This window comes from Pseudomonas sp. M2 (assembly GCF_015751845.1).
Taxonomy (GTDB): domain Bacteria; phylum Pseudomonadota; class Gammaproteobacteria; order Pseudomonadales; family Pseudomonadaceae; genus Aquipseudomonas; species Aquipseudomonas putida_E.
In genome coordinates this window covers 3,751,795-3,772,718 of sequence record NZ_JADOUD010000001.1, presented here as the reverse complement: position 1 = coordinate 3,772,718, position 20,924 = coordinate 3,751,795, and the positions used below count along the sequence as shown (strand labels likewise).

The 20,924-nt window shown below is 62.3% G+C and carries 20 protein-coding genes and 2 tRNA genes; 7 read left to right on the top strand and 15 right to left on the bottom strand.

From position 1 onward, the window contains the following. Window positions 1-84: 84 nt before the first annotated feature. The gene (locus IWW33_RS17510) at window positions 85-348 is read left to right on the top strand and encodes a hypothetical protein (RefSeq protein ID WP_115274073.1); all 264 of its coding nucleotides are present in this window, start codon (window positions 85-87) and stop codon (window positions 346-348) included. A 189-nt stretch (window positions 349-537) separates the two neighbouring features. On the opposite strand, the gene IWW33_RS17505 is transcribed toward IWW33_RS17510, so the two are convergent. The 5 genes from IWW33_RS17505 to dapA all read right to left on the bottom strand — a co-directional run bounded on the left by IWW33_RS17505 (window position 538) and on the right by dapA (window position 4,234). Next, window positions 538-627, bottom strand: a tRNA-Ser gene (locus IWW33_RS17505). A 92-nt stretch (window positions 628-719) separates the two neighbouring features. Beyond that, entirely contained in the window at window positions 720-1,430 is a 711-nt protein-coding gene (gene purC / locus IWW33_RS17500; RefSeq protein WP_012315794.1) for a phosphoribosylaminoimidazolesuccinocarboxamide synthase, read from the bottom strand. A gap of 30 nt (window positions 1,431-1,460) precedes the next feature. Next, window positions 1,461-2,219, bottom strand: a complete 759-nt coding sequence (locus IWW33_RS17495; protein WP_161872647.1) for an MBL fold metallo-hydrolase — start codon at window positions 2,217-2,219, stop codon at window positions 1,461-1,463. Further along, window positions 2,220-3,338 carry an outer membrane protein assembly factor BamC gene (bamC, locus tag IWW33_RS17490; protein ID WP_046787987.1) on the bottom strand — a complete coding sequence of 373 codons (1,119 nt, stop codon included), beginning with the start codon at window positions 3,336-3,338 and terminating at the stop codon, window positions 2,220-2,222. It lies immediately after the preceding gene. A 17-nt stretch (window positions 3,339-3,355) separates the two neighbouring features. Then, the gene (gene dapA, locus IWW33_RS17485) at window positions 3,356-4,234 is read right to left on the bottom strand and encodes a 4-hydroxy-tetrahydrodipicolinate synthase (protein WP_119687635.1); all 879 of its coding nucleotides are present in this window, start codon (window positions 4,232-4,234) and stop codon (window positions 3,356-3,358) included. A gap of 260 nt (window positions 4,235-4,494) precedes the next feature. On the opposite strand from dapA, the gene IWW33_RS17480 reads away from it, so the two are divergent. Both IWW33_RS17480 and IWW33_RS17475 read left to right on the top strand, forming a co-directional pair. Then, complete coding sequence (locus IWW33_RS17480) at window positions 4,495-5,055, top strand: glycine cleavage system protein R (RefSeq protein ID WP_008097509.1); 561 nt, start codon at window positions 4,495-4,497, stop codon at window positions 5,053-5,055. An 11-nt stretch (window positions 5,056-5,066) separates the two neighbouring features. Next, a complete protein-coding gene (locus IWW33_RS17475) occupies window positions 5,067-5,540 on the top strand; it encodes a peroxiredoxin (RefSeq protein WP_039605383.1) in 474 nt (157 codons plus the stop codon). A 114-nt stretch (window positions 5,541-5,654) separates the two neighbouring features. Here IWW33_RS17475 and IWW33_RS17470 read toward each other — a convergent pair whose 3' ends face one another. Further along, window positions 5,655-6,725 (bottom strand): AI-2E family transporter, encoded by a 1,071-nt coding sequence (locus IWW33_RS17470; RefSeq protein ID WP_046787985.1) that lies wholly within the window; start codon window positions 6,723-6,725, stop codon window positions 5,655-5,657. 20 nt (window positions 6,726-6,745) lie between these two features. Continuing rightward, a complete protein-coding gene (locus IWW33_RS17465) occupies window positions 6,746-6,985 on the bottom strand; it encodes a sulfurtransferase TusA family protein (protein ID WP_012315801.1) in 240 nt (79 codons plus the stop codon). A gap of 119 nt (window positions 6,986-7,104) precedes the next feature. Between IWW33_RS17465 and IWW33_RS17460 the strand changes: the two genes are divergently transcribed. Beyond that, the gene (locus tag IWW33_RS17460) at window positions 7,105-8,541 is read left to right on the top strand and encodes a M48 family metalloprotease (protein WP_012315802.1); all 1,437 of its coding nucleotides are present in this window, start codon (window positions 7,105-7,107) and stop codon (window positions 8,539-8,541) included. A gap of 96 nt (window positions 8,542-8,637) precedes the next feature. Here the strand turns inward: IWW33_RS17460 and nadA are convergent, their stop codons facing one another. Together nadA and IWW33_RS17450 are read right to left on the bottom strand one after the other, a co-directional pair. Next, window positions 8,638-9,696 carry a quinolinate synthase NadA gene (gene nadA / locus IWW33_RS17455; RefSeq protein ID WP_119687636.1) on the bottom strand — a complete coding sequence of 353 codons (1,059 nt, stop codon included), beginning with the start codon at window positions 9,694-9,696 and terminating at the stop codon, window positions 8,638-8,640. A gap of 298 nt (window positions 9,697-9,994) precedes the next feature. After that, window positions 9,995-11,503: a YdgA family protein gene (locus tag IWW33_RS17450; RefSeq protein WP_174142327.1), complete on the bottom strand. Its 1,509-nt coding sequence runs from the start codon at window positions 11,501-11,503 to the stop codon at window positions 9,995-9,997. Between the two features lie 548 nt (window positions 11,504-12,051). On the opposite strand from IWW33_RS17450, the gene IWW33_RS17445 reads away from it, so the two are divergent. From IWW33_RS17445 to IWW33_RS17435, 3 genes are all read left to right on the top strand, one after another. Beyond that, complete coding sequence (locus tag IWW33_RS17445; RefSeq protein ID WP_046787983.1) at window positions 12,052-13,404, top strand: APC family permease; 1,353 nt, start codon at window positions 12,052-12,054, stop codon at window positions 13,402-13,404. A 66-nt stretch (window positions 13,405-13,470) separates the two neighbouring features. Next, the gene (locus tag IWW33_RS17440) at window positions 13,471-15,537 is read left to right on the top strand and encodes a methyl-accepting chemotaxis protein (protein ID WP_174142328.1); all 2,067 of its coding nucleotides are present in this window, start codon (window positions 13,471-13,473) and stop codon (window positions 15,535-15,537) included. 74 nt (window positions 15,538-15,611) lie between these two features. Next, window positions 15,612-16,571, top strand: a complete 960-nt coding sequence (locus IWW33_RS17435) for a cation transporter (RefSeq protein ID WP_046787981.1) — start codon at window positions 15,612-15,614, stop codon at window positions 16,569-16,571. A gap of 62 nt (window positions 16,572-16,633) precedes the next feature. Here the strand turns inward: IWW33_RS17435 and IWW33_RS17430 are convergent. The 6 genes from IWW33_RS17430 to tolB all read right to left on the bottom strand — a co-directional run bounded on the left by IWW33_RS17430 (window position 16,634) and on the right by tolB (window position 20,914). Beyond that, window positions 16,634-16,709, bottom strand: a tRNA-Lys gene (locus IWW33_RS17430). Window positions 16,710-16,770: 61 nt separating this feature from the next. After that, complete coding sequence (queC, locus tag IWW33_RS17425; protein ID WP_046787980.1) at window positions 16,771-17,445, bottom strand: 7-cyano-7-deazaguanine synthase QueC; 675 nt, start codon at window positions 17,443-17,445, stop codon at window positions 16,771-16,773. Window positions 17,446-17,461: 16 nt separating this feature from the next. Continuing rightward, window positions 17,462-18,109: a 7-carboxy-7-deazaguanine synthase QueE gene (gene queE, locus IWW33_RS17420; RefSeq protein ID WP_174142329.1), complete on the bottom strand. Its 648-nt coding sequence runs from the start codon at window positions 18,107-18,109 to the stop codon at window positions 17,462-17,464. A 159-nt stretch (window positions 18,110-18,268) separates the two neighbouring features. Next, window positions 18,269-19,084, bottom strand: coding sequence for a tol-pal system protein YbgF (gene ybgF, locus IWW33_RS17415; RefSeq protein ID WP_046787979.1), 816 nt, complete (start codon window positions 19,082-19,084; stop codon window positions 18,269-18,271). Between the two features lie 6 nt (window positions 19,085-19,090). Then, window positions 19,091-19,588: a peptidoglycan-associated lipoprotein Pal gene (gene pal, locus IWW33_RS17410; protein ID WP_115274062.1), complete on the bottom strand. Its 498-nt coding sequence runs from the start codon at window positions 19,586-19,588 to the stop codon at window positions 19,091-19,093. Between the two features lie 54 nt (window positions 19,589-19,642). Beyond that, window positions 19,643-20,914 carry a Tol-Pal system beta propeller repeat protein TolB gene (tolB, locus tag IWW33_RS17405; protein ID WP_046787978.1) on the bottom strand — a complete coding sequence of 424 codons (1,272 nt, stop codon included), beginning with the start codon at window positions 20,912-20,914 and terminating at the stop codon, window positions 19,643-19,645. Between the last annotated feature and the right edge of the window lie 10 nt (window positions 20,915-20,924).

The window sequence follows — 20,924 nt, the reverse complement described above, 5'->3', positions numbered from 1 at the left end:
TCACCGGTCTGTCAACCCGTGTATAGCTGCCTCCATTCGTTTGACAGCGTTTAAAGGTAGCTCCACCTGACTCAAGGAGCATTCATGCGCAAGATAGTCCCCGATCCACCTTCCCCCCTCGATCCCTCGTACATGCTGCAGGACACCCTGGTTCAGACCTCGGAATACGTGATCTGCGCCTTGTCCGTAGCCCGCCAGTCCGTGCGACTGACACCGACCTCGCACAACTCGATCGTGATGCGGGCGGTCATCCATGAAATGGAAGTTGCGCATGCGCTGCTGGAATCAGCGCTGATGCAGCTGCACAGGCAAGCGGATTCGCCCACGGAGCCACAGACCGTGCACTAGGGCCGAGCTACGAAAAATCCGGGAGTGCCGCAAAGGTCGGCCTGGCGCTCTGATCCGATCCGGCAGGCCCCGTCGCTAGCGGCGAAAGGGCCCGGCCATGCGCACGGCGATGCTTTGAGGTTTAACTCGGGCACAACGAAAAAGCCCCTGAAAACTTATCGTTTTCAGGGGCTTTATCTACCACATGTATGGCGGAGAGATAGGGATTTGAACCCTAGGTACTGTTGCCAGTACAACGGATTTCGAATCCGTCCCGTTCGACCACTCCGGCATCTCTCCAATGCCGCGCATCATACCAGCGAATTCTGAAAACGCAAACCTTTATTTTCAAAAAAAGCGCGTGGTATCAGGCGCTTGCGTGAATGCGCCGCTTACAGCGGCACGCCCAGGCGCTTGGCAACTTCTTCGTAGGCTTCGATCACGTCGCCCAGGCCCTGGCGGAAGCGGTCCTTGTCCATCTTCTTGCGGGTTTCTTTGTCCCACAGGCGGCAGCCGTCCGGGCTGAACTCGTCACCCAGGACGATCTGGCCGTGGAATACACCGAACTCCAGCTTGAAGTCGACCAGCAGCAGGCCGGCGTCATCGAACAGCTTGTTCAGCACCTCGTTGACCTTCAGCGACAGCTTCTTCATCTCTGCCAGCTGCTCGGCGGTGCCCCAGCCGAAAGCGACAACGTGGGATTCGTTGATGAACGGGTCGCCCTTCTCGTCGTTCTTCAGGAACAGTTCGAAGGTGGACGGCTCGAGCTTGATGCCCTCCTCCACGCCCAGGCGCTTGACCAGGCTGCCGGCGGCATAGTTACGCACCACGCACTCGACCGGGATCATGTCCAGCTTCTTGACCAGGCACTCGTTGTCGCCCAGCAGCTTGTCGAACTGGGTCGGCACGCCGGCCTCTTCGAGCTTCTGCATGATGAAGGCATTGAACTTGTTGTTCACCATGCCTTTGCGGTCCAGTTGTTCGATGCGCTTGCCGTCGAACGCCGAGGTGTCGTTGCGGAACAGCAGGATCAAGCGGTCGGCGTCGTCGGTCTTGTAAACCGATTTGGCCTTGCCGCGGTAGAGTTCTTCGCGTTTTTCCATGATTGGGCTCCGCTTGCTTGAGTGGTTGGGCTAGGCGATTTCGCGCCAGTCGAGCCCGTGTTCCTGATTCGCCACCTGGAGCCAGTCCGGGTCGCACCCAAGGGTGTCGACGAAGCACTGGCGGGCCAGATGTGGCAGGTTGTTCTTGCTGCTGAGGTGGGCCAGCACCAGGTGCTGCAGGTTGCTCCACCCCAACTCGTCCACCAGGCGCGCGGCCTGGTGGTTGTTCAAATGTCCTTGCATGCCGCCGACCCGCTGCTTGAGGAAGTACGGGTAGTGCCCGCGGGCCAGCATGTCACGGCAATGATTGGCCTCGATCAGCAGTGCATCCAGGCCCTGATAGCGCTCAAGCAACAGCGCGTCGTACGAACCCAGGTCAGTGAGCATGCCAAAGCGCCGGCGACCGTCGCTGATGACGTACTGCAGCGGCTCGTAGGCGTCGTGCTCGACCCGCGCCGCACTCACTTGCAGGCAGCCGATACTCAGGCTGTCGCCACAGGCAAGAAAACCGGCCGCCTCCACCGGCTTGCGCATGCCGCGCAATGTGCCCTGGCTGAGGTAGACCGGTACATTGTAGCGCCGCGACAGTAACCCCACCCCATGCACATGGTCGGCATGTTCGTGGGTAACCAGCACGGCGCTCAGTTGTGCAGCCTGCACCCCGAGCAGCGCCAGGCGCCGCTCGGTTTCACGCAGGGAAAAACCGCAATCGACCAGGATGAACGTGTCACCACTGGCGATCAGCGTGCCATTTCCCTGGCTGCCGCTTCCCAGTACCGCGAAGCGCACTTAACCCAGGTGGTCCTGAATGGCGCTCAGCACGCGGCGAGCGACATCGGCCGGGGCCACGGTGTTGATGTTCTTCTCGACGGTAACCTGCACGCTTTCGCCAACCTTGCTCAGGCGCACCTGGTAACGCTCGGCGCGGGCTTCAAGCTCTTCCTTGGTTGGCTCGCTGCCAAACATGCGGCTGAAGAAGCCAGGCTGGTTCTGCTTGTCGTCAGGCTTCTCAGACAGGTTGATGTAGTACAGGCCCAGGCTGCGGTTGATGTCTTCCACACGCCATTCGCCACCCTGCTCCAGGGCACGGCCCACGCCGGACCAGGCACGGTCCAGGTCGGCGCCGAGGAACAGCACGGGGTTACCGCTGCCGTCTTCGCTCAGGCTGACGCGGCTCGGCGCATCGAAGTCGCGCGCAGCCAGCAAGGACACCGAACCGCCCTTCTCGGCGCTGCGGTTCATGCTGGCGAGCATTTCGTCGACCAGCAGCGCATCGGCGGCGGTGTTGCTGGACGCGGACGGGAATGCAGGCTCGGCGGTGCTGCCAGCCGGGCGCTCGACACTGACCACATACACCTCGGAGGTGTTGCGTTGTACGCCAGGCTCCATGCGCACACGCACGCGCACTTCGCTGTCACCATTGCTGGCGGTGCTCGCCAGGCGCTGGCCGAGCGATGCCGACAGCTCGTCAAAACGCTGCCAGGTGGTGGTGAACTCGCCCGTCTGCGGGCGCTCTTCGGCAATACGGAAGCCGTTGTCTTCGAAGAACTGATGCGCTACCGGCCAGACTTCGGCCGGCGAACGCTGGGCCAGCACCCAACGGCTGCTGCCGCTGCGCTGCAGGCTGAAATCGCTGACGTCGGCGCCAGCCGACAGCGGTTGCGGACGCGGCACTTCGAACTCGCCCTTGGCGGTATCGTCGGCGACGTTGCGCGGGATCGGCAGCAGCGGGTCAAGGCGCTTGACGTTGCTGGCGTCCTGCGGGAGCTGCATCGGTGCGGTCGGGTGCGCCTGCAGGTAATCGCTGCCGCGGTCGCGGAAATAGCCATCCTCGCCCCACAGCCAGCCACACCCACTGGTGCTGGAAATGATCAGGGCGAGCGCGGAAAGACCAGCCAGTCGCTTCATGCGGTGTACTTCCTCGATTAAACCAGTACGCCGGACTGGCGCAAGGCAGTACGGACTTTTTCGTGACAGCCTTCGCTCAGCCAGGTCAGTGGCAGGCGAATGCCTTTTTGCATCAGGCCCATTTCGACGAGCGCGTATTTCACCGGAATCGGGTTGGCTTCGCAGAACAGGTCTTTGTGCAGCGGCATGAGTTTTTCGTTGATTGCGCGGGCCTTCTCGGCGTTGCCCTCAAGGGCGGCCTCGCACAGGTCGGCCATTTCGCGCGGGGCGACGTTGGCGGTGACCGAAATGTTGCCTTTGCCACCCAGCAGGATCAGCTCGACGGCAGTCGGGTCGTCGCCGGACATGACGATGAAGTCCTTGCTGACGCCATCGAGGATGGCCTTGGCACGGACCAGGTCGCCGGTGGCTTCCTTGATGCCGATGATGTTGGGCACGGTCGACAGGCGGATCACGGTCTCGGCCTGCATGTCGCAGGAGGTGCGGCCGGGTACGTTGTAGAGGATCTGCGGGATGTCGACGGCTTCGGCGATGTGTTTGAAGTGCAGGTACAGGCCTTCCTGGGTCGGCTTGTTGTAGTACGGCACCACCAGCAGGCAGGCGTCGGCGCCGGCGTCCTTGGCGTTCTGGGTCAGGTGCACGGCTTCGGACGTGGAGTTGGCACCGGTGCCGGCGATGACCGGAATGCGGCCAGCGACCCGCTTGACCACGAATTCGATGACCTCGATGTGTTCTTCGACGCTCAGGGTGGCCGACTCGCCGGTGGTGCCGACGGCGACGATCGCATGGGTGCCGTTTTCCAGGTGGAAGTCTACAAGTTTGCCGAGGCTGCCCCAATCAAGACGCCCTTGTGCATCCATGGGTGTGACCAATGCCACCATACTGCCCGCAATCATGTAACTGCTCCTGCCGGAAAAAGAGAGCGGTAATGGTACTGGGGGCATCGGCCTTGCACAAGCGAAGCAGGCGGGTGGAGCATTCCCCTCGGCGCCTTATTTCGCTACCCTTGATCCTTTGATCGGTGCAGCGCGGCCCGCCGGGCCGTCGACCTTGCTCCCCGGCCAGCGTCCACGTCCTCGCATGCGAGCCCCGGGCCCTGCCGACAGGAGGCTTTCGCCCGTCCTGTGCCGACCGCTCATCGCTTTAGGAATGCTGCATGTCCACCCCCACCGTCCGCGAACAATTCCTTGTCATCAGTGCCCTGGGCCCCAATCCCATGGAGCTGGCCAACGTCCTCAGCCGCGCTGCCTTCGAGAACCGCTGCGCGGTCGTCACCTCGCGCCTGAGCCGCCATGGCGAGACCAGCGCCCTGGTATTGCAGGTCGGTGGCAGCTGGGACGCCCTGGCGCGCCTGGAGTCCACCCTCCCCGGCCTGGGCAAGAAGCACGGCCTGACCCTCGACGTGGTGCGCAGCGCCGACCAGGAAGTGCGCCCGCAGGCCCTGCCTTATGTGGCCTATGTCAGTGCGGCCTACCGCCCGGACATCATCAACGAGCTGTGCCAGTTCTTCCTCGACCACCGTGTCGAGCTCGAAGCCATGACCTGCGACACCTACCTGGCGCCGCAGACTGGCAGCAGCATGCTCAACGCCCAGTTCACCGTGATCCTGCCGGCCGGCACCCAGATCAGCTGGTTGCGCGACCAGTTCCTCGACTTTGCCGACGCCCTCAACCTGGACGCGCTGATCGAGCCTTGGCGCCCACAGAACCCCGTTTAAGGAATGCATCCATGGCAGTAGCACTCGACCAACCCGTCGCCGATTTCCAGGCCCAGGCCACCGGCGGCCAGACCGTCAGCCTGGCCGAGCTCAAGGGCCGTCAGGTAGTGGTGTACTTCTACCCCAAGGACAGCACCCCAGGCTGCACCACCGAAGGCCAGGGCTTCCGCGACCAGCATGCAGCGTTCGAAGCGGCCAACACCGTGGTGTTCGGCGTGTCGCGCGACGGCATCAAGTCGCATGAGAACTTCAAGGCCAAGCAGGGCTTTCCGTTCGAGCTGATCAGCGACAAGGACGAGGCCCTGTGCCAGCTGTTCGATGTGATCAAGCTGAAGAAGCTGTATGGCAAGGAGTACATGGGCGTAGACCGCAGCACCTTCCTGATCGACAAGGACGGTGTGCTGCGCCAGGAATGGCGTGGCGTGAAGGTGCCGGGCCATGTGGATGCCGTACTCGCGGCGGCCCAGGCGCTGAACAAGGCTTGAGATTGACTGGGGCTGCTGCGCAGCCCTTTCGCGGCACAAGCCCGCTACAGGGGGTTGCGTTCGTCTGTAGGAGCGGCCTTGTGCCGGGAAAGGGCCGCAAAGCGGCCCCATGCATCACAACATCGGCGCCACAGCAGGTTCCTGCCGCGGCCAGGCATCGAGCACTGCCTTGATCAGCGTCGCCAGCGGGATCGCGAAGAAGATCCCCCAAAAGCCCCACAACCCGCCAAACAGCAACACCGCGCAGATGATCGCCACCGGGTGCAGGCTCACCGCCTCTGAGAACAGCAGCGGCACCAGCACGTTGCCATCGAGCGCCTGAATGATGGCGTACACCGTCATCAGGTAGATGAACTGATCACCCCAGCCCCATTGGAACAGCGCGATCAGCGTCACCGGCACAGTCACCACCACCGCCCCTACATACGGCACCACCACCGACAGGCCTACCAGCAGCGCCAGCAGCGCGGCGTAATTGAGCCCCAGGCTGATGAACGCGATGTAAGTGGCAATACCGCAGATCAGGATCTCGATGCCCTTGCCGCGGATGTAGTTGGCGATCTGCCGGTTCATTTCAGTGCCTACCCGGTTCAGCAAGGTCCGCTGGCGCGGCAGGTAGCCACTGACCCAGCGGCCGATCTGCTCACGGTCCTTGAGAAAGAAGAACACCAGAATCGGCACCAGCACCAGATAGATCATGGCACTGACCAGCAGCGGCAGGCTCGACAGCGAGAAGGTCAGTGCCCATTGGCCGAACTTGCCGATCTCGCCGCGCACCGACTCGATGGCATGCAGCACCTGCTCATCAGACACCAGATGCGGGTAGCGCTCGGGCAGCAGCAACAGCAGCGACTGCCATTTGCCGAGCATGCCCGGCAACTCGTTGAACAAGGTGATCAACTGGTGCCACAGCAACGGCACCAGCACCAGCAGGAACACCGCCAGCGCGCCCATGAACAGGGCGAACACCACCATCACCGCCAGCCGCGTCGGCACCCGAAGGCGCTCCAGGGCATTGACCAGCCCCTGCATCAGAAAAGCCAGCACCATGCCCGCCAGCACCGGCGCGAGCATGCCGCCCAAGGTAAGGACCGCGGTAAAGGCCAGAAACAGCAGGACCGCCAGCACCACCGCTTCCTCATCGGAGAAGTAGCGCTCTATCCAGTCGCGAAGCACTTTGAACATTGACGATCCTTGATTGGGGCTCAGGCCTTGCGCAGCCAGTAGGTATAGGTGCCGGCCTCGGCCATTTCATGCAGCAGCGTATGACCGGCCAGCTGGGCAAAAGTGCGGAAGTCGCGCTGTGAGCCTGCGTCGGTCGCAATCACCTTCAGCACCGCGCCACTGGCCAGACGGTTGAGCTCCATCTTCGCCTTGAGCAGAGGCAGGGGGCAGTTCAGCCCGCTGGCGTCGAGTTCGGCGTCGCAGGTCGGGGTGCTAGTCATCAGGGGTCTCCAAACGTGGGGCAGACGTCTTTGGTAACAGGCTGGCTAGCATACCGCCACTGGTCGCCAACGTGTGAGCGGGCTACAGTAGGGGCTTTGACCCGACGCGAGCTTCGTGCATGAATCTACTGCGCCCTACCCTGTTGACGCTGGCCTGCCTGATGGCCCTACCCGGCCATGCTAGCGACCTGCCTTCACTGGGCGACGCCAGTTCCGCGATCGTCTCGCCGCAGCAGGAGCACCAGCTCGGGCGCGCCTGGCTCAGCCTGCTGCGCGGCCAGGTCAACCAGCTGAACGACCCGCAGCTCAAGGACTACGTCGAAACCACCGTGTACCGCCTGGCCGAAACCAGCCAGCTGCAGGACCGGCGCCTGGAATTCATCCTCATCGACAGCCGAGAGCTGAACGCCTTCGCCGCCCCCGGCGGCATCGTCGGCGTCAACGGCGGCCTGTTCCTCAACGCCCAGACCGAAGGCGAATACGCCTCGGTACTGGCCCACGAACTGGCGCACTTGTCGCAGCGCCACTTCGCCCGTGGCGTCGAGGCCCAGCAACGCATGCAACTGCCAATGATGGCGGCGCTGCTGGCCGGTATCGTACTGGCGGCAGGGGGCGCCGGCGATGCCGGCATCGGCATGATTGCCGGCACCCAGGCGGCGGCGATCCAGGAGCAGCGGCGCTTCTCGCGGCAGAACGAGCAGGAAGCCGACCGCGTCGGTATCCAGAACCTGGAAAAGGCCGGTTACGACCCGCGCAACATGCCGACCATGTTCGAGCGCCTGGCGCGCCAATACCGCTACGACGCCAAACCACCAGAATTCCTGCTGACTCACCCGGTGACCGAATCGCGTATCGCCGACACCCGCAACCGGGCCGAACAGGCCCCCCCGGGCGGCGTCGAGGACAGCCAGCGTTATCAGTTGATCCGCGCCCGCGTGGCCCTCATCTACGAAGGCACGCCGGGCCTGGCGGCCAAACGCTTCCGTGCGCAGTTGGACGAAGACCCCAAGCTGGACGCCGCCCGCTATGGTCTTGCCCTGGCACAGATCAAAGGCGGCCAGCTCAACGAAGCGCGTGAGAACCTGAAGCCGTTGCTGGCCAAGGCGCCCAACGACATCACCTACAACCTGGCGCAGATCGACCTGGACATCACCAACAACCGCTTGGCCGATGCGCAGCAGCGGGCGGAGCGCATGCAAGGTTTGTATCCGGGCAACTACCCGCTCAAGCAGGTGCGTGCCGACCTGCTGATCAAGCAGAACAAGCCCGCCGAGGCCGAAAAGGTACTGAACGACCTGCTCAAGAACCGCCCGGATGATCCGGATGTGTGGTACGACATGGCCGAAGTGCGTGGTTTGTCGGGCAACACCATAGGCCTGCACCGGGCTCGGGCAGAGTACTTTACCCTGGTGGGTGACTTCGACCAGGCGATCCAGCAGCTGGATTACGCCAAGCGTCGTGCCGGTAGCAACTTCCCGCTGGCGTCACAGATCGACCAGCGCCAGCGCGAGATCATGGAGCAACGGCGCATGGTGCAGGAGATGATGGGGCGTTAAGGGGGCTGCTTTGCGGCCCAATCGCCGGCAAGCCGGCTCTCACAGGTTCTGCAGCGCTGCAGATATTGTGGGAGCCGGCTTGCCGGCGATTGGCCCTCAGGCGTTACCCGACAGCTTGAGCCGAGCAGCCTGGGTGAAGTCCAGCATGCGGTTCAAAGGCTTGATCGCCTTCGGCACCAGCGCCGGGTCAACGAAAATCTCGTTGCTGCCTTTGCGCAAGCAATCCAGCACCCGCTCCAGGGTGTTCATGGCCATCCACGGGCAGTGCGCGCAGCTGCGGCAGGCCGCGCCGTTACCGGCGGTGGGGGCTTCGACGAATTCCTTGTCCGGGCACAGCTGCTGCATCTTGTAGAAGATGCCGCGGTCTGTGGCGACGATGAAGGTTTTGTTGGGCAGTGTCTGCGCGGCCTTGATCAGTTGGCTGGTGGAACCCACCGCATCGGCCAGGTCGATCACTGCCTCTGGCGACTCCGGGTGCACCAGGATCGCCGCATCCGGATACAGCGCCTTCATGTCCGCCAGCTGGCGCGATTTGAACTCTTCGTGGACGATGCAGGCACCGTCCCACAGCAGCATGTCGGCACCGGTCTGCTTCTGGATGTAACGGCCCAGGTGCTGGTCCGGGCCCCAGATGATGGTCTCGCCGTTGTCCATCAGGCTTTCGACGATCTCCAGCGCGCAGCTCGAGGTCACGACCCAGTCGGCACGCGCTTTAACGGCGGCAGAGGTATTGGCATACACCACCACGGTACGCTCGGGGTGCTGGTCGCAGAAGGCCGAGAACTCTTCGACCGGGCAACCGAGGTCGAGCGAGCAGGTAGCCTCCAGGGTCGGCATCAGCACGCGCTTTTCCGGGGTGAGGATCTTCGCGGTCTCGCCCATGAAGCGCACACCGGCGACGATCACCGTCTGGGCAGGGTGGTTCTTGCCGAAACGGGCCATTTCCAGCGAGTCGGACACGCAACCGCCGGTCTCTTCGGCAAGCGCCTGGATAACCGGGTCACAGTAGTAATGGGCAACCAGCACGGCATTCTGCGCCTGGAGCTCGGCAGCAATGGCCGCACGGTATTCGGCCTCCTGCTCGGCTGTCAGCGGGTTGGGCTGCTTGGCGTCGAGGTGGGCCTGAACCAACAGGCGTTCGGATATCTGGGTCATGATCGCTGGACCTGCAGGCGCGCATGCGCGTCAAATCGAGTGTATCACCCGGCCCTGACAGATCGGCTAAGGGCGCCGGACGGCAGGCAAGCCGCCACGGCCCTCTGCGGGCGCGGATTATTATCGGACGCCGAAGGCTACAGACAATCAAGGGATTTCTAAAGCGGTTTTTGTGTGGCCAGTACTGGCCTCATCGCCGGCAAGACAGTTGCCCCCACAGGTGTACACAGGCCATGAGGCTGTAGCCATCCTGCAGAAGCCGGCTTGCCGGCGATGAGGCCGGTACAGGCTCAATCAATCAGCCCTGCGGCTGCATCGCCGCAAAGTGCGCCGCGAGGATCATGGCGAACTCTTCAACGGTCATCTTCTTGCCATTGAAGTCGACCATGCCATCGACGTAGTGCAGGCTAGCCACCACGTCATTGCCCTGCACGGTGGCCATGCCACTCTGCAGCGCCATCATCCCGACCATCTCACCCGCCTGACTGGATTGCATGGCAATCGCCTGGGCATCGGTCTGCCCTTCCAGCAACGCCTGCAAGGTCGCCAGGTCACCCATCATCGGTTTGGACAGCGACAGCTTGCTCTTCACCTGAGTGATCAGCTGCTTGCTCAACTGGTCAGGCGGCAGGTCGAAGGAGGTGGGGCTGGCGAAGTCCATCGACAGGTTGAACCGGCTCTCGCCGTTGGCCGTCTTGAACGAAAGGTTCTCCACCGCCACCTGCGGCTTGGATGCCAACAGTTGCTTCAGGTCGCCCTGGAACTTGGCCTTCTCCTGTTCACCCATCTGGATTTGCGGCATCGGCTGGCCTGCCGCGGCGGCCTGCTCGAACTCCGGCAGATGGGCCTGGTACCACTGCGAGAGCGACTGCAAGGCCGGGGCGTTGAGCGACTTGATGCTGACCGCCATCTGCCCGCTGCCGACTGCGCGGCCATCCCAGCTGATGTCCGCGACCTTGTAATCCACGCGGCCACCGACGGTATCGGGGCCATCGAGGGTTTGCAGGACGTGCTGCTCCAGGCCTTTGAGCAACAGTACCTGTTGCTTGGGCCCCAGCGTCGCCTTGGCTTCGGCCAGCAGCACATCGACGTTACCGACATAGATCGCGTCATGCTGGGTAGCGGCCAGGTTACCGCCGATTTTCAGGCCCTTGAGCTCGAACGTGGCCGGCGGGTGATCATCCCCGACCAGCTTCATTTCGAAGCGATCGGCAGCACCATGGAATTTCGACGCCTTGCCTTCACTGTCGCCACTGATCTGCAGCTGCATACCCGAAAAATCGAGGGTCGTGCCGTTGTCTTCGGCCAGCTTGACCGGCGCCAGGAAGATGCTGCCATCGACACTGCCGTCAAAGCCCAGGCTGGTTTGCGAGCTGACCGGGACCTTGTCGCCGGCGGCGGCGAACCAGGGCGCGGTGAAGTCGTCCTTGTCCAGCGCACTGTTGCTGGCTGCCAGCACCGGCATCAGCCTGAAGGCCTTGACCCGCGACCAAGGGAACGGGCCGTGCTCGATCTGATCGGTTACACCCACATCGAAACTGATCGGCTCACCGTCAGACAGGCGAATGTCACGGACCTTGAGGCGATAGCGTGCGGTACTGGTGAAGAAGTGCTGCTCCAGCGAGGCCACTTCGATGGTCATGCTGCCGCCAACCCCGACAAGGGCCTTCTTCAACTGGGCATTGCCCTGATTGACGGCTTGCTCCAGCTGCGCAGGCAACTGCTTGCCGGTGTACCAGGCGCCAGCGGTGGTTACGACGGCAATGGCGATGGCCAGGCCGGAAAGGATGCCTACTGATTTCTTCATGAATAGAACCGATTGATGTCCATATTGGCGTGTTCGCAGCCATGAGCTGCGGGGGGAGCAGAATAGTATCACTCCCACCCCTTGGACGACGGTCGACACGCGGACGAAATGGGCAATCGAGACCTACCTGACGCTAGCGTGGGAAACTTCCCACTCGTTAAATTTTACGAACATCCGCATCGATCAAAACCGCAAAAAAGCGCGCAAAAACCGAACATTTCGGCTAATAAATCGATAAATATTTCAATTTAGTAACATCTTGTCATGTTTAACTTGACAGCCACCTACCCATCGTTTTTTATTTTCACCGCCTTGCCCAGCGCCACCCACGAAGAAGAACAGACGCGCCGTCATGATGCCTCACCGCCCCTGCCCGCACGCCCCACCTTCCTAGCCCAGGCTCTGCCAGCTCGCCCCCGGCGCATCGCCTGCGCCTACCTCTGCTCCGACAATAAAGGTGAACAACATGGAGCCCACCCGCTCGCCATTGCCGCATGCGCAATACAACCCGCCAGCCGTTCACGCCCAGCCGCAGGAGCCACGCCAGCATGCAGCCTGACCACAGCGCCACCGGCAACGGTCAACTCCGCAAAACCCTGCGCCTCTGGCACGTGATCATCATCGGCCTGGCTTACCTGACGCCGATGACCGTGTTCGACACTTTCGGCATTGTCTCGGGGATTACCGCAGGGCATGTGCCCAGCGCCTACATCCTGGCGCTGACCGGCATCCTGTTCACTGCCGTGAGCTACGGCACCCTGGTGCGCCGCTTCCCTCAATCGGGTTCGGCCTACACCTACACACAGCGCGCCATCAACCCGCATGTGGGCTTTCTGGTCGGCTGGTCGTCGCTGCTCGATTACCTGCTGCTGCCGATGGTCAATGCCTTGTTGGCCAAGCTCTACCTGTCGGCCATGTTCCCCGAGGTGCCGGAGTGGATCTGGGTAGCGGGCTTCGTCACCCTGATCAGCCTGATCAACATGCGCAGCGTCAACCTGGTGGCACACTTCAACCTGCTGTTCGTGGCCGTGCAGGTGGCGATCATCGCTGTGTTCATCTACCTGTGCGTGCGTGGCCTGGACCAGGGTGAAGGCCTGGGTACCGCGTGGAGCCTGCTGCCGTTCGCCGACAGCCAGACCCAGTTCAGCGCCCTGGCGGCCGGTGCGACCATCCTGTGCTTCTCGTTCCTGGGCTTCGACGCCGTGACGTGCCTGTCCGAGGAAACCCGCGACCCTGCCAAGACCATCCCACGGGCGATCTTCCTGACCGCACTGATCGGCGGCCTGGTGTTCATAACCGTGTCGTACTTCATCCAGGCCTACTTCCCGACCATGGCACGCTTCCATGACCAGGAAGCGGCCCTGCCGGAAATTGCCCTGTACGTGGGTGGCAAGCTGTTCCAGTCGATCTTCATCGCCTGCACGGTGATCAACACCATCGCTTCGGGCCTGGCCTCGCAGACCAGCGTCTCGCGCCTGTTGTATGTGATGGGGCGTGACAAGGTGATCCCGGCCGGCATCTTTGCTCGCCTGCACCCACGCTACAAAACACCGGTGCTGAACATCGCAGTGGTCGGGCTGATTTCCCTGTCGGCGATCTTCTTCGATCTGGTTACCGCCACCTCAATCATCAACTTCGGAGCACTGGTGGCGTTCAGCTTCGTCAACCTGTCGGTGATCAACCACTGCTATGTGCGTGAAGGCAATCGCCAAGGGCTGGCGAACAAGCTCATGTACCTGGTACTGCCGACCATCGGTTTCTGCATCATCGTGTCGCTGTGGCTAGACCTTAACGAACACTCGCTGATGTTCGGCGGGGTATGGGCGCTACTTGGCCTGGTGTACCTGGCCTGGCTGACCAAGGCCTTCACTGCCGCCCCCCCGAACTACGTTGCCGAATGACACTTGCCCTCTACACCGCCCGCGCCTGAACGCGGGCGTTGTCCTTGCACGAAAAGGAAAGCTCTCATGCCGCTGCGTCGCCTTTCTATCCAGTGGAAGATCACCTTGCTCGCCGGCCTGTGCCTGCTGGCCATCGTCGCGCTACTGGTGGCCACCTCGCTGACCCAGGCACAGCGCAGTGCAGCCTTGGTCAGCCAGGCCAACAGTGAAATGCTCGACCACAGCGCGCGCCTGCGCCTGCAGGCCCTCGCCGAAACCCAGACCCTGCGCATTCAGCGCTACTTCATGGACGCCTACCAGTACGCGAACGGTTTTACACGCCTGGTTCAGGTACTCAAAGCCCACGGTGGCAGCGACCTGCGCGCCGAACTGACCCACCAGGCACGCGCCAGCCTGGCGGGCAACCCGGACCTGATCGGGCTTTATGTGGTGTTCCAGCCCAACGCCCTGGACCACCAGGACAGCCAGTTCGTCGCCCAGGAGGCAGTCGGCAGCAACGACAGCGGGCGCTTTTCGCTGTACTGGTCGCAGCCCAGCCCGGGCAACCTTGAGCGGGAGGCCATGCCTGAAGCGATGCTGGCCGACAGCACGGTTGGCGCCAACGGGGCGGCACAGAACCGCTGGTTGACCTGCCCTCAGGAAACGGCCAAGGCCTGTGTGGTCGAGCCCTACCTCGACGAGGTCAATGGCCGCCAGGTACTGATGACGAGCATCGCCCTGCCCCTGCTGGAGGGCGGCAAGGTAGTAGGCGTAGTGGGCCTGGACATCGGCCTAGACAACCTGCAGCAGTTGAGCCTGGACGGCCGCCAGGAGCTGTTCGATGGCCAGGGCCAGGTGAGCATCGTCAGCACTACCGGCTTGCTGGCCGGGCACAGCCGCGACGCCAGCAAGCTGGGCACTGTCCTGGACAACGACGTGGCGCAGGGCCTGTTGCGCGTCGGCCGCCCGTTCGCCCCGATCCCCGGCGCCGCTCCCTGGCAGGTACTGCTGGAGCTGCCCGAAGCTGTGCTTCAAGCACCCGCCGTCGCTCTCAATCAGAGGCTGAGCGAACACAACCAAAGCGCCAATCTGACCAGCCTGCTGATCGGCCTGGGTGCCGCGATCGTCGGCCTGCTGCTGGTTTGGCTGACCGCACGTGGCGTGACCCGGCCGATTCTGGCCGTAGCCGCACGCCTCGAGGATATCGCCAGCGGTGAGGGCGACCTGACCCGGCGCCTGGACTACGCGCGCCAGGACGAACTGGGCCAGTTGAGCGGCTGGTTCAACCGCTTCCTCGACAAGCTGCAACCGGTGATTGCCCAGGTCAAAGGCTCGCTGCTCGAAGCCCGCGGTACCGCCGATCAGTCCGCTGCCATCGCCAGCCAGACCAGCAGCGGCATGCAGCAGCAACAGCGCGAGATCGAGCAGGTGGCCACCGCCGCCAACGAGATGAGCGCAACTGCCCAGGATGTCGCCCACAACGCGGCGCAAGCCGCCCAGGCAGCACGTGGCGCCGATCAGGCGAGCCGCGAAGGCCTGCAACTGATCGCCAGCACCCGCCAGGCGATTGACAACCTGGCAGTCGGGATGGATGCCGCCATGGACGAGGCCCGCGCACTGGAGCAGCGCAGCGAGCAGATCGGCTCGGTACTGGAGGTGATCCGCGCCATTGCCGAGCAGACCAACCTATTGGCCCTAAACGCCGCCATCGAAGCGGCCCGCGCTGGCGAGGCCGGGCGGGGTTTTGCCGTGGTGGCTGACGAGGTACGCAGCCTGGCGCAGCGCACCCAGGTGTCGGTGGAAGAAATCCGCCAGGTCATCGAGGGCCTGCAGCAAGGCACCCAGGATGTGGTCGGCGCCATGCATGTTGGGCAGAAACAGGCGCAGGCCAGCGCCTTGCAGATGGAACAGGCACTGCCGACGCTGCAGCGGATCGGTGAAGCGGTGGCGGTGATCAGCGACATGAACCTGCAGATCGCTTCGGCCGCTGAAGAACAGAGCGCTGTGGCCGAGGAAGTGAACCGTAACGTGGCCGGTATCCGCGATGTGACTGAATCGCTATCGGGCCAGGCTGATGAGTCGGCGCGCATCAGCCAAGCGCTGAACCGCCTGGCCAATCAGCAGCAGGCTTTGATGGAGCAGTTTCGCGTTTAGCCCGTACGGGCCCAATTACCGGCTACCGGCGATTGGGCCCGTACAGGCACCCACCTTTTGAAAGAGTTTTACCCATGGAAACACCCAACAAATCCCCCTTCTTCGACCTTGCCAGCGAACAGGGCCTGCTACGCACTTCGATCGCCGTCACCCTGTTCATCGCCACCATCGGCATTGCCTTCGGCCTGGCGTCCGGCTCGTTCTCGATCATTTTCGACGGTGTCTACTCGCTGGCCGACGCCGGCATGAGCGGCCTGTCGCTGGTGGTGGTCAAGCTGATCACTACGCACGCCACCAGCCGGCACGTGTCACGCAAGCTGCGCGAGCGCTTCACCATGGGCTTCTGGCACCTGGAGCCGATGGTGCTGGCGCTCAATGGCATCCTGCTCAGCGGTGTGGCGCTCTACGCCCTGATCAACGCCGTCAGCAGCCTGCTCGAAGGCGGACGCCACCTGGAGTTCGGCATCGCCATGGTTTATGCGGCGCTGACCGTGATCGCCTGCGCGACCATCGCTGCAGTCGAAGCGCGGGCCAACCGCGAGCTGAACTCGGATTTCGTGCGCATGGACGTCAAGGGCTGGGTGATGTCGGCCAGCATCACCGCAGCGTTGCTCATCGCCTTCTGCTTTGGCTTTGCCGTGCAGGGCACGCAGTGGGAGTGGGTATCGCCGTACATCGACCCGGCGGTGCTGGCGCTGGTGTGCCTGGTCATCATCCCCTTGCCGCTGTCGGTGGTGCGCCAAGCCATGGCGGATATCTTTTTGGTGACACCTGGCGACCTGATGCTGCACGTGGATGAGGTGGCCGGTGCGTTCGTGGCACGCCACGGACTGGAATCCTATCGGGCTTACGTGGCCAAGGTCGGCCGCTCTCGGGAAATCGAGCTGTATTTCATCGTGCCCAAGCACCTTCCAGCCAAAAGCATTGAAGAGTGGGATGCGCTGCGCTGCGAAGTCGGTGATGCGATTGGCGGTGAAGGACCGGATCGCTGGTTGACGGTAGTGTTTACCGCAGACCCTGAGTGGGCTGAATAAGGAGGGGCAAAAACGACAAAGCCCGCCACCGTTTCCGGTAGCGGGCTTTGACTTACAGCGTATGGTGGGTCGTGTAGGATTCGAACCTACGACCAATTGGTTAAAAGCCAACTGCTCTACCAACTGAGCTAACGACCCGTTGGATGGCGCGTATAATACTGATTTCTAACGGGAAATCAACACCCCATCAAAACTTTTTTCAAAAATAACGGGTTGGGTCGTCTACCCCGGCGGCCTTGAAGCCGTCGGCGCGCAGGCGGCAGCTGTCGCACTTGCCACAGGCGCGGCCCTCATCGTCGGCCTGGTAGCAGGAGACCGTCAGGCTGTAGTCCACGCCACGGGCCATACCGGCCTGTACGATCTGCGCCTTGCTCATGTTCTGCAGCGGCGCCTGGATCCGGAAGCCCTGCCCCTCGACACCGGCCTTGGTCGCGAGGTTGGCCATGCGTTCGAACGCTTCGACGAACTCAGGGCGGCAATCGGGGTAGCCCGAGTAGTCCACGGCATTGACGCCGATGAAGATGTCGCGCGCCTGCAGCACTTCTGCCCAGCCCAGAGCCAACGACAGGAATACGGTATTGCGTGCCGGCACATAGGTCACCGGAATACCCTCGCCCGGGGTTTCCGGCACATCGATGCTGCTGTCGGTCAGTGCCGACCCCCCGATGCCATCGAGGTTCAAGCCGATGACCTTGTGCTCCACGACGCCCAGGTCACGAGCGACCCGCGCAGCAGCGTTCAATTCAGCACGATGGCGCTGGCCATAGTCGAAGCTCATGGTGTAGCAACTGTAGCCTTCGGCCTTGGCCATGGCGACGACAGTGGCCGAGTCGAGGCCGCCGGACAGCAGGATTACTGCGCGTTTCTCAGTCATGTACTTTTGCTCCTAATCAACGTCCGGGCTCGTCGTTCCACAGCAGCTTGTGCAGCTGCAGCTGGAAACGCACAGGCAAGTTGTCGGCAACGATCCAGTCGGCCAGGTCACTGGCCTTCACCTGGTGATGGCTTGGCGAAAACAGCACTTCACCGGCGCGCTCGGCAAGGTTGTACTGAATCAGCTTGGAAACCGCCCAGTCATAGTCCTCGCGTGAACAGATGACGAACTTGACCTGATCATTGCCGGTCAAGTGCTCAATGTTCTGGTAGAGGTTGCGGTGGGACTCTTCAGAGCCCGGGGTCTTGAGGTCGACCACGCGGCTGACGCGAATATCGGTAGCCGAGATATCCAGGGCACCACTGGTTTCGAGCGAAACCTCATAGCCGGCATCGCACAGGCGCTGCAACAGTGGCAAGGCATTCGGCTGGGCCAGTGGCTCGCCGCCAGTCACGCACACATAGCGTGGCTTGAAGCCGGCCACCTGTTCCATGATCGAATCCAGGCTACGCACAGTACCGCCACTGAAGGCGTAGGCACTGTCGCAGTATTGGCAGCGCAGGGGGCAACCGGTCAGGCGCACGAATACCGTGGGCAGCCCAGCCGTGCGTGTTTCACCCTGCAAAGAGTAAAAGACTTCGGTGATACGTAATGTGTCTTGCATGATCGCCACGGGCGTGACAGCTAAACAGGCTGTCCGCCTCCGTCAGGCACTGTCGCGGACTCGACATGGCGTTATCCGCAGCAGCGTGTTTAAGAAAAAGGGCAATGATTCTAACGAAAAAACCCGCGCCTGGCGCGGGTTTCTTTTGAACGGTGCTACTTAGAGCTTCTGCAGGTCACGCTGCGCCAGCTGAGCGGCGGATGTGCCGGGGTACTGGGTGATGACTTGCTGCAGGATGCCCTTGACCTTGTCGGTATGGCCCATGCGGCGCTCGACGTCGGCCAGCTTGTACAGGGAGTCCGGTACCTTGCTGTGCTTGGGGTACTTCTGGCTGACCTGGGCAAAAGCCTGGCTGGCACTTTGCAGGTCACCCTTGGCCAGGTTCACCTCACCCAGCCAGTACTGGGCGTTGCCTGCGTACTGGCTGTTCGGGTACTTGCGCAGGAAGGCGCCGAACGCCTGGCTGGCCTTGTCGAAGTCCTTCTGCTTGATCAGGTCGAAAGCCGCATCGTAATAGAGCTTCTCTTTCGCAGGATCAGCCGGCTCGCTGTTGGCGGCCGGTTGCTGTGCAGCAGCGCCAGCGGCGCCTGCTGCTGCACCGGCGGCGGCATCGGGTGCACCACCGGTGGAGGAATTATCGGGGGTCGCGGCAGGCGCGCCACCACTGTTGATGCGGCGATCCAGATCCTGGTAACGCTCCAGGCTTTCCTGCTTCATGCGGGCGACATCGTTTTGCAGCTCTTCGATGATGCCTTGCTGGCGGGATATCTGGTCCTGCATCTGTTGCAGCTGCATGAACAGCTGGCCCTGTGCTGAGGCAGGGGTCGAAGCCCCTGCCCCGGCATAGGCGCCGCTCGTGCCATAACCCGAAGGTGGGTAAGCACCTGCGTTGTCATCTACTACAGGAACCGCAGCCCACGCCGAAAGCGGAAGGCTGAGTGCGAGGACGGTTACAGCACGACGGCACATACGCATAAGAACTTACTTACGCAGTTCTACGCGGCGGTTCTGAGCCCAGGACTGCTCGTCGTTGCCGGTGGCAACTGGACGCTCTTCGCCGTAGGAGACCAGTTCCAGCTGAGCAGGGGAAACACCCTGCAGAACCAGGTAGCGCTGAACGGCTTTGGCACGACGCTCGCCCAGAGCCATGTTGTACTCGCGAGTACCGCGCTCGTCGGTGTTGCCTTCCAGAACAACACGGCTGCCGTTGGACTTCAGGTCCTTGGCGTGAACGTCCAGAGCGCGCATGGCTTCTGGCTTCAGGTCCGAGCTGTCGTATTCGAAGTAGAAGGTGGTGATTGCGCGCAGGGCGGCTTCTTCGCTCAGGGAACCGTCAACAGCGCCAGTGTTGGCACCGTAGCCAGCGTTAGGGTCAACAGCGCCTTCGCCAGCGTTGTCACCGCCCTTCGAGGAGCAACCTACAGCTACAGCCATGGCCAGAGCCAGCGCAGCAAATTTACCAAACTTCAGCATTTCCATCGTGAAACTCCTAATGAAACCCCAGTGTGTTAAGCAAAACGTATTACGCCGCAATCAGTTCAGGTAAGGGGACCAGGACGGTTCTCTGACTTCGCCTTGAGCGGTAGGAAGTGGGAGCCTCACGCGGCCATTAAGCGACACGAGCATCAAGACTCCCCGGCCCTGCTGGCGGGTGGCGTAGATTAGCATGGTGCCGTTTGGCGCAACAGTGGGAGACTCATCAAGACTTGTTTCCGAGAGAATCTTTACACTTCCTCTTTGCAAGTCCTGTGCCGCCACTTTGAAGTTGGTGAAACCCTGCTGACGATGGATCATTACCAGCGTCTTTTCGTCCGCCGAAAGTTTCGGGTTGGCGTTGTAGTTACCTACGAACGTCACACGCTCGGCGCTACCACCACTGACCGACTGTTTGTAGATCTGCGGCTTGCCGCCACGGTCGGAGGTGAAGTACAGGGTGTTGCCATCCTTGCCCCAGAACGGCTCGGTATTGATACCCGGGCCGGCAGTGACACGGCTGATCTGGCGCGAAGCCACATTCATCACGTAGATGTCCGGGTTACCGTCCTTGGACAGCACGAATGCCAGGCGCGAACCATCCGGCGACCAGGCCGGAGCACCATTGAGGCCTTCGAAGTTGGTGACCTGTTCGCGGCGGCCGGTGTCGATGTGCTGGATGAAAATGCGCGGCCGCTTCTGCTCGAACGAGACATAGGCGATACGCTTGCCATCCGGCGCGAAACGCGGCGACAGGATAGGCTCACGCGACTGCAGCAAGGTCACTGCACGCGCACCATCGTAGTCCGAACGCTGCAGGGTGTAGCGGGTATTGTTGGTCGAGAAGCGCTCGGCGGTCACGTACAGCATGCGGGTGGAAAACGCACCCTTGATGCCGGTGAGCTTCTCGAACGACTGGTCGGCGATGTAGTGCGACATGTCGCGCAACTGGTCGACGCTGCCGGCAACGCTGCCGGTCAGCACTTGCTGCTCGGTGGCGACGTTGAACAGTGCGTACTGCACCTGCAGGCGAGCGCCCGACGGCACGATGCTGCCGACCATCACGTACTGGGCGCCCAGGGCTTTCCAGTCACGGAAGATCACTTCGCTGGCCTGGGTAGGCTGGCTGATCATGTTCTGCCGTGGGATGGGCGCGTAGTAGCCAGAGTTGCGCAGGTCATTGCCGATGATATCGGCCATGTCTTCCGGCAGCACACTGCCACCCTGCAGACCGAACGGCACTACCGCGATGGGCGTTGCCCGATCGCTGCCGCTGGTGACCAGGATGTTCTTTTCCTCTGCCATGGCCATGCCTGCCACGCAGCACAGCATGACCAGCAGT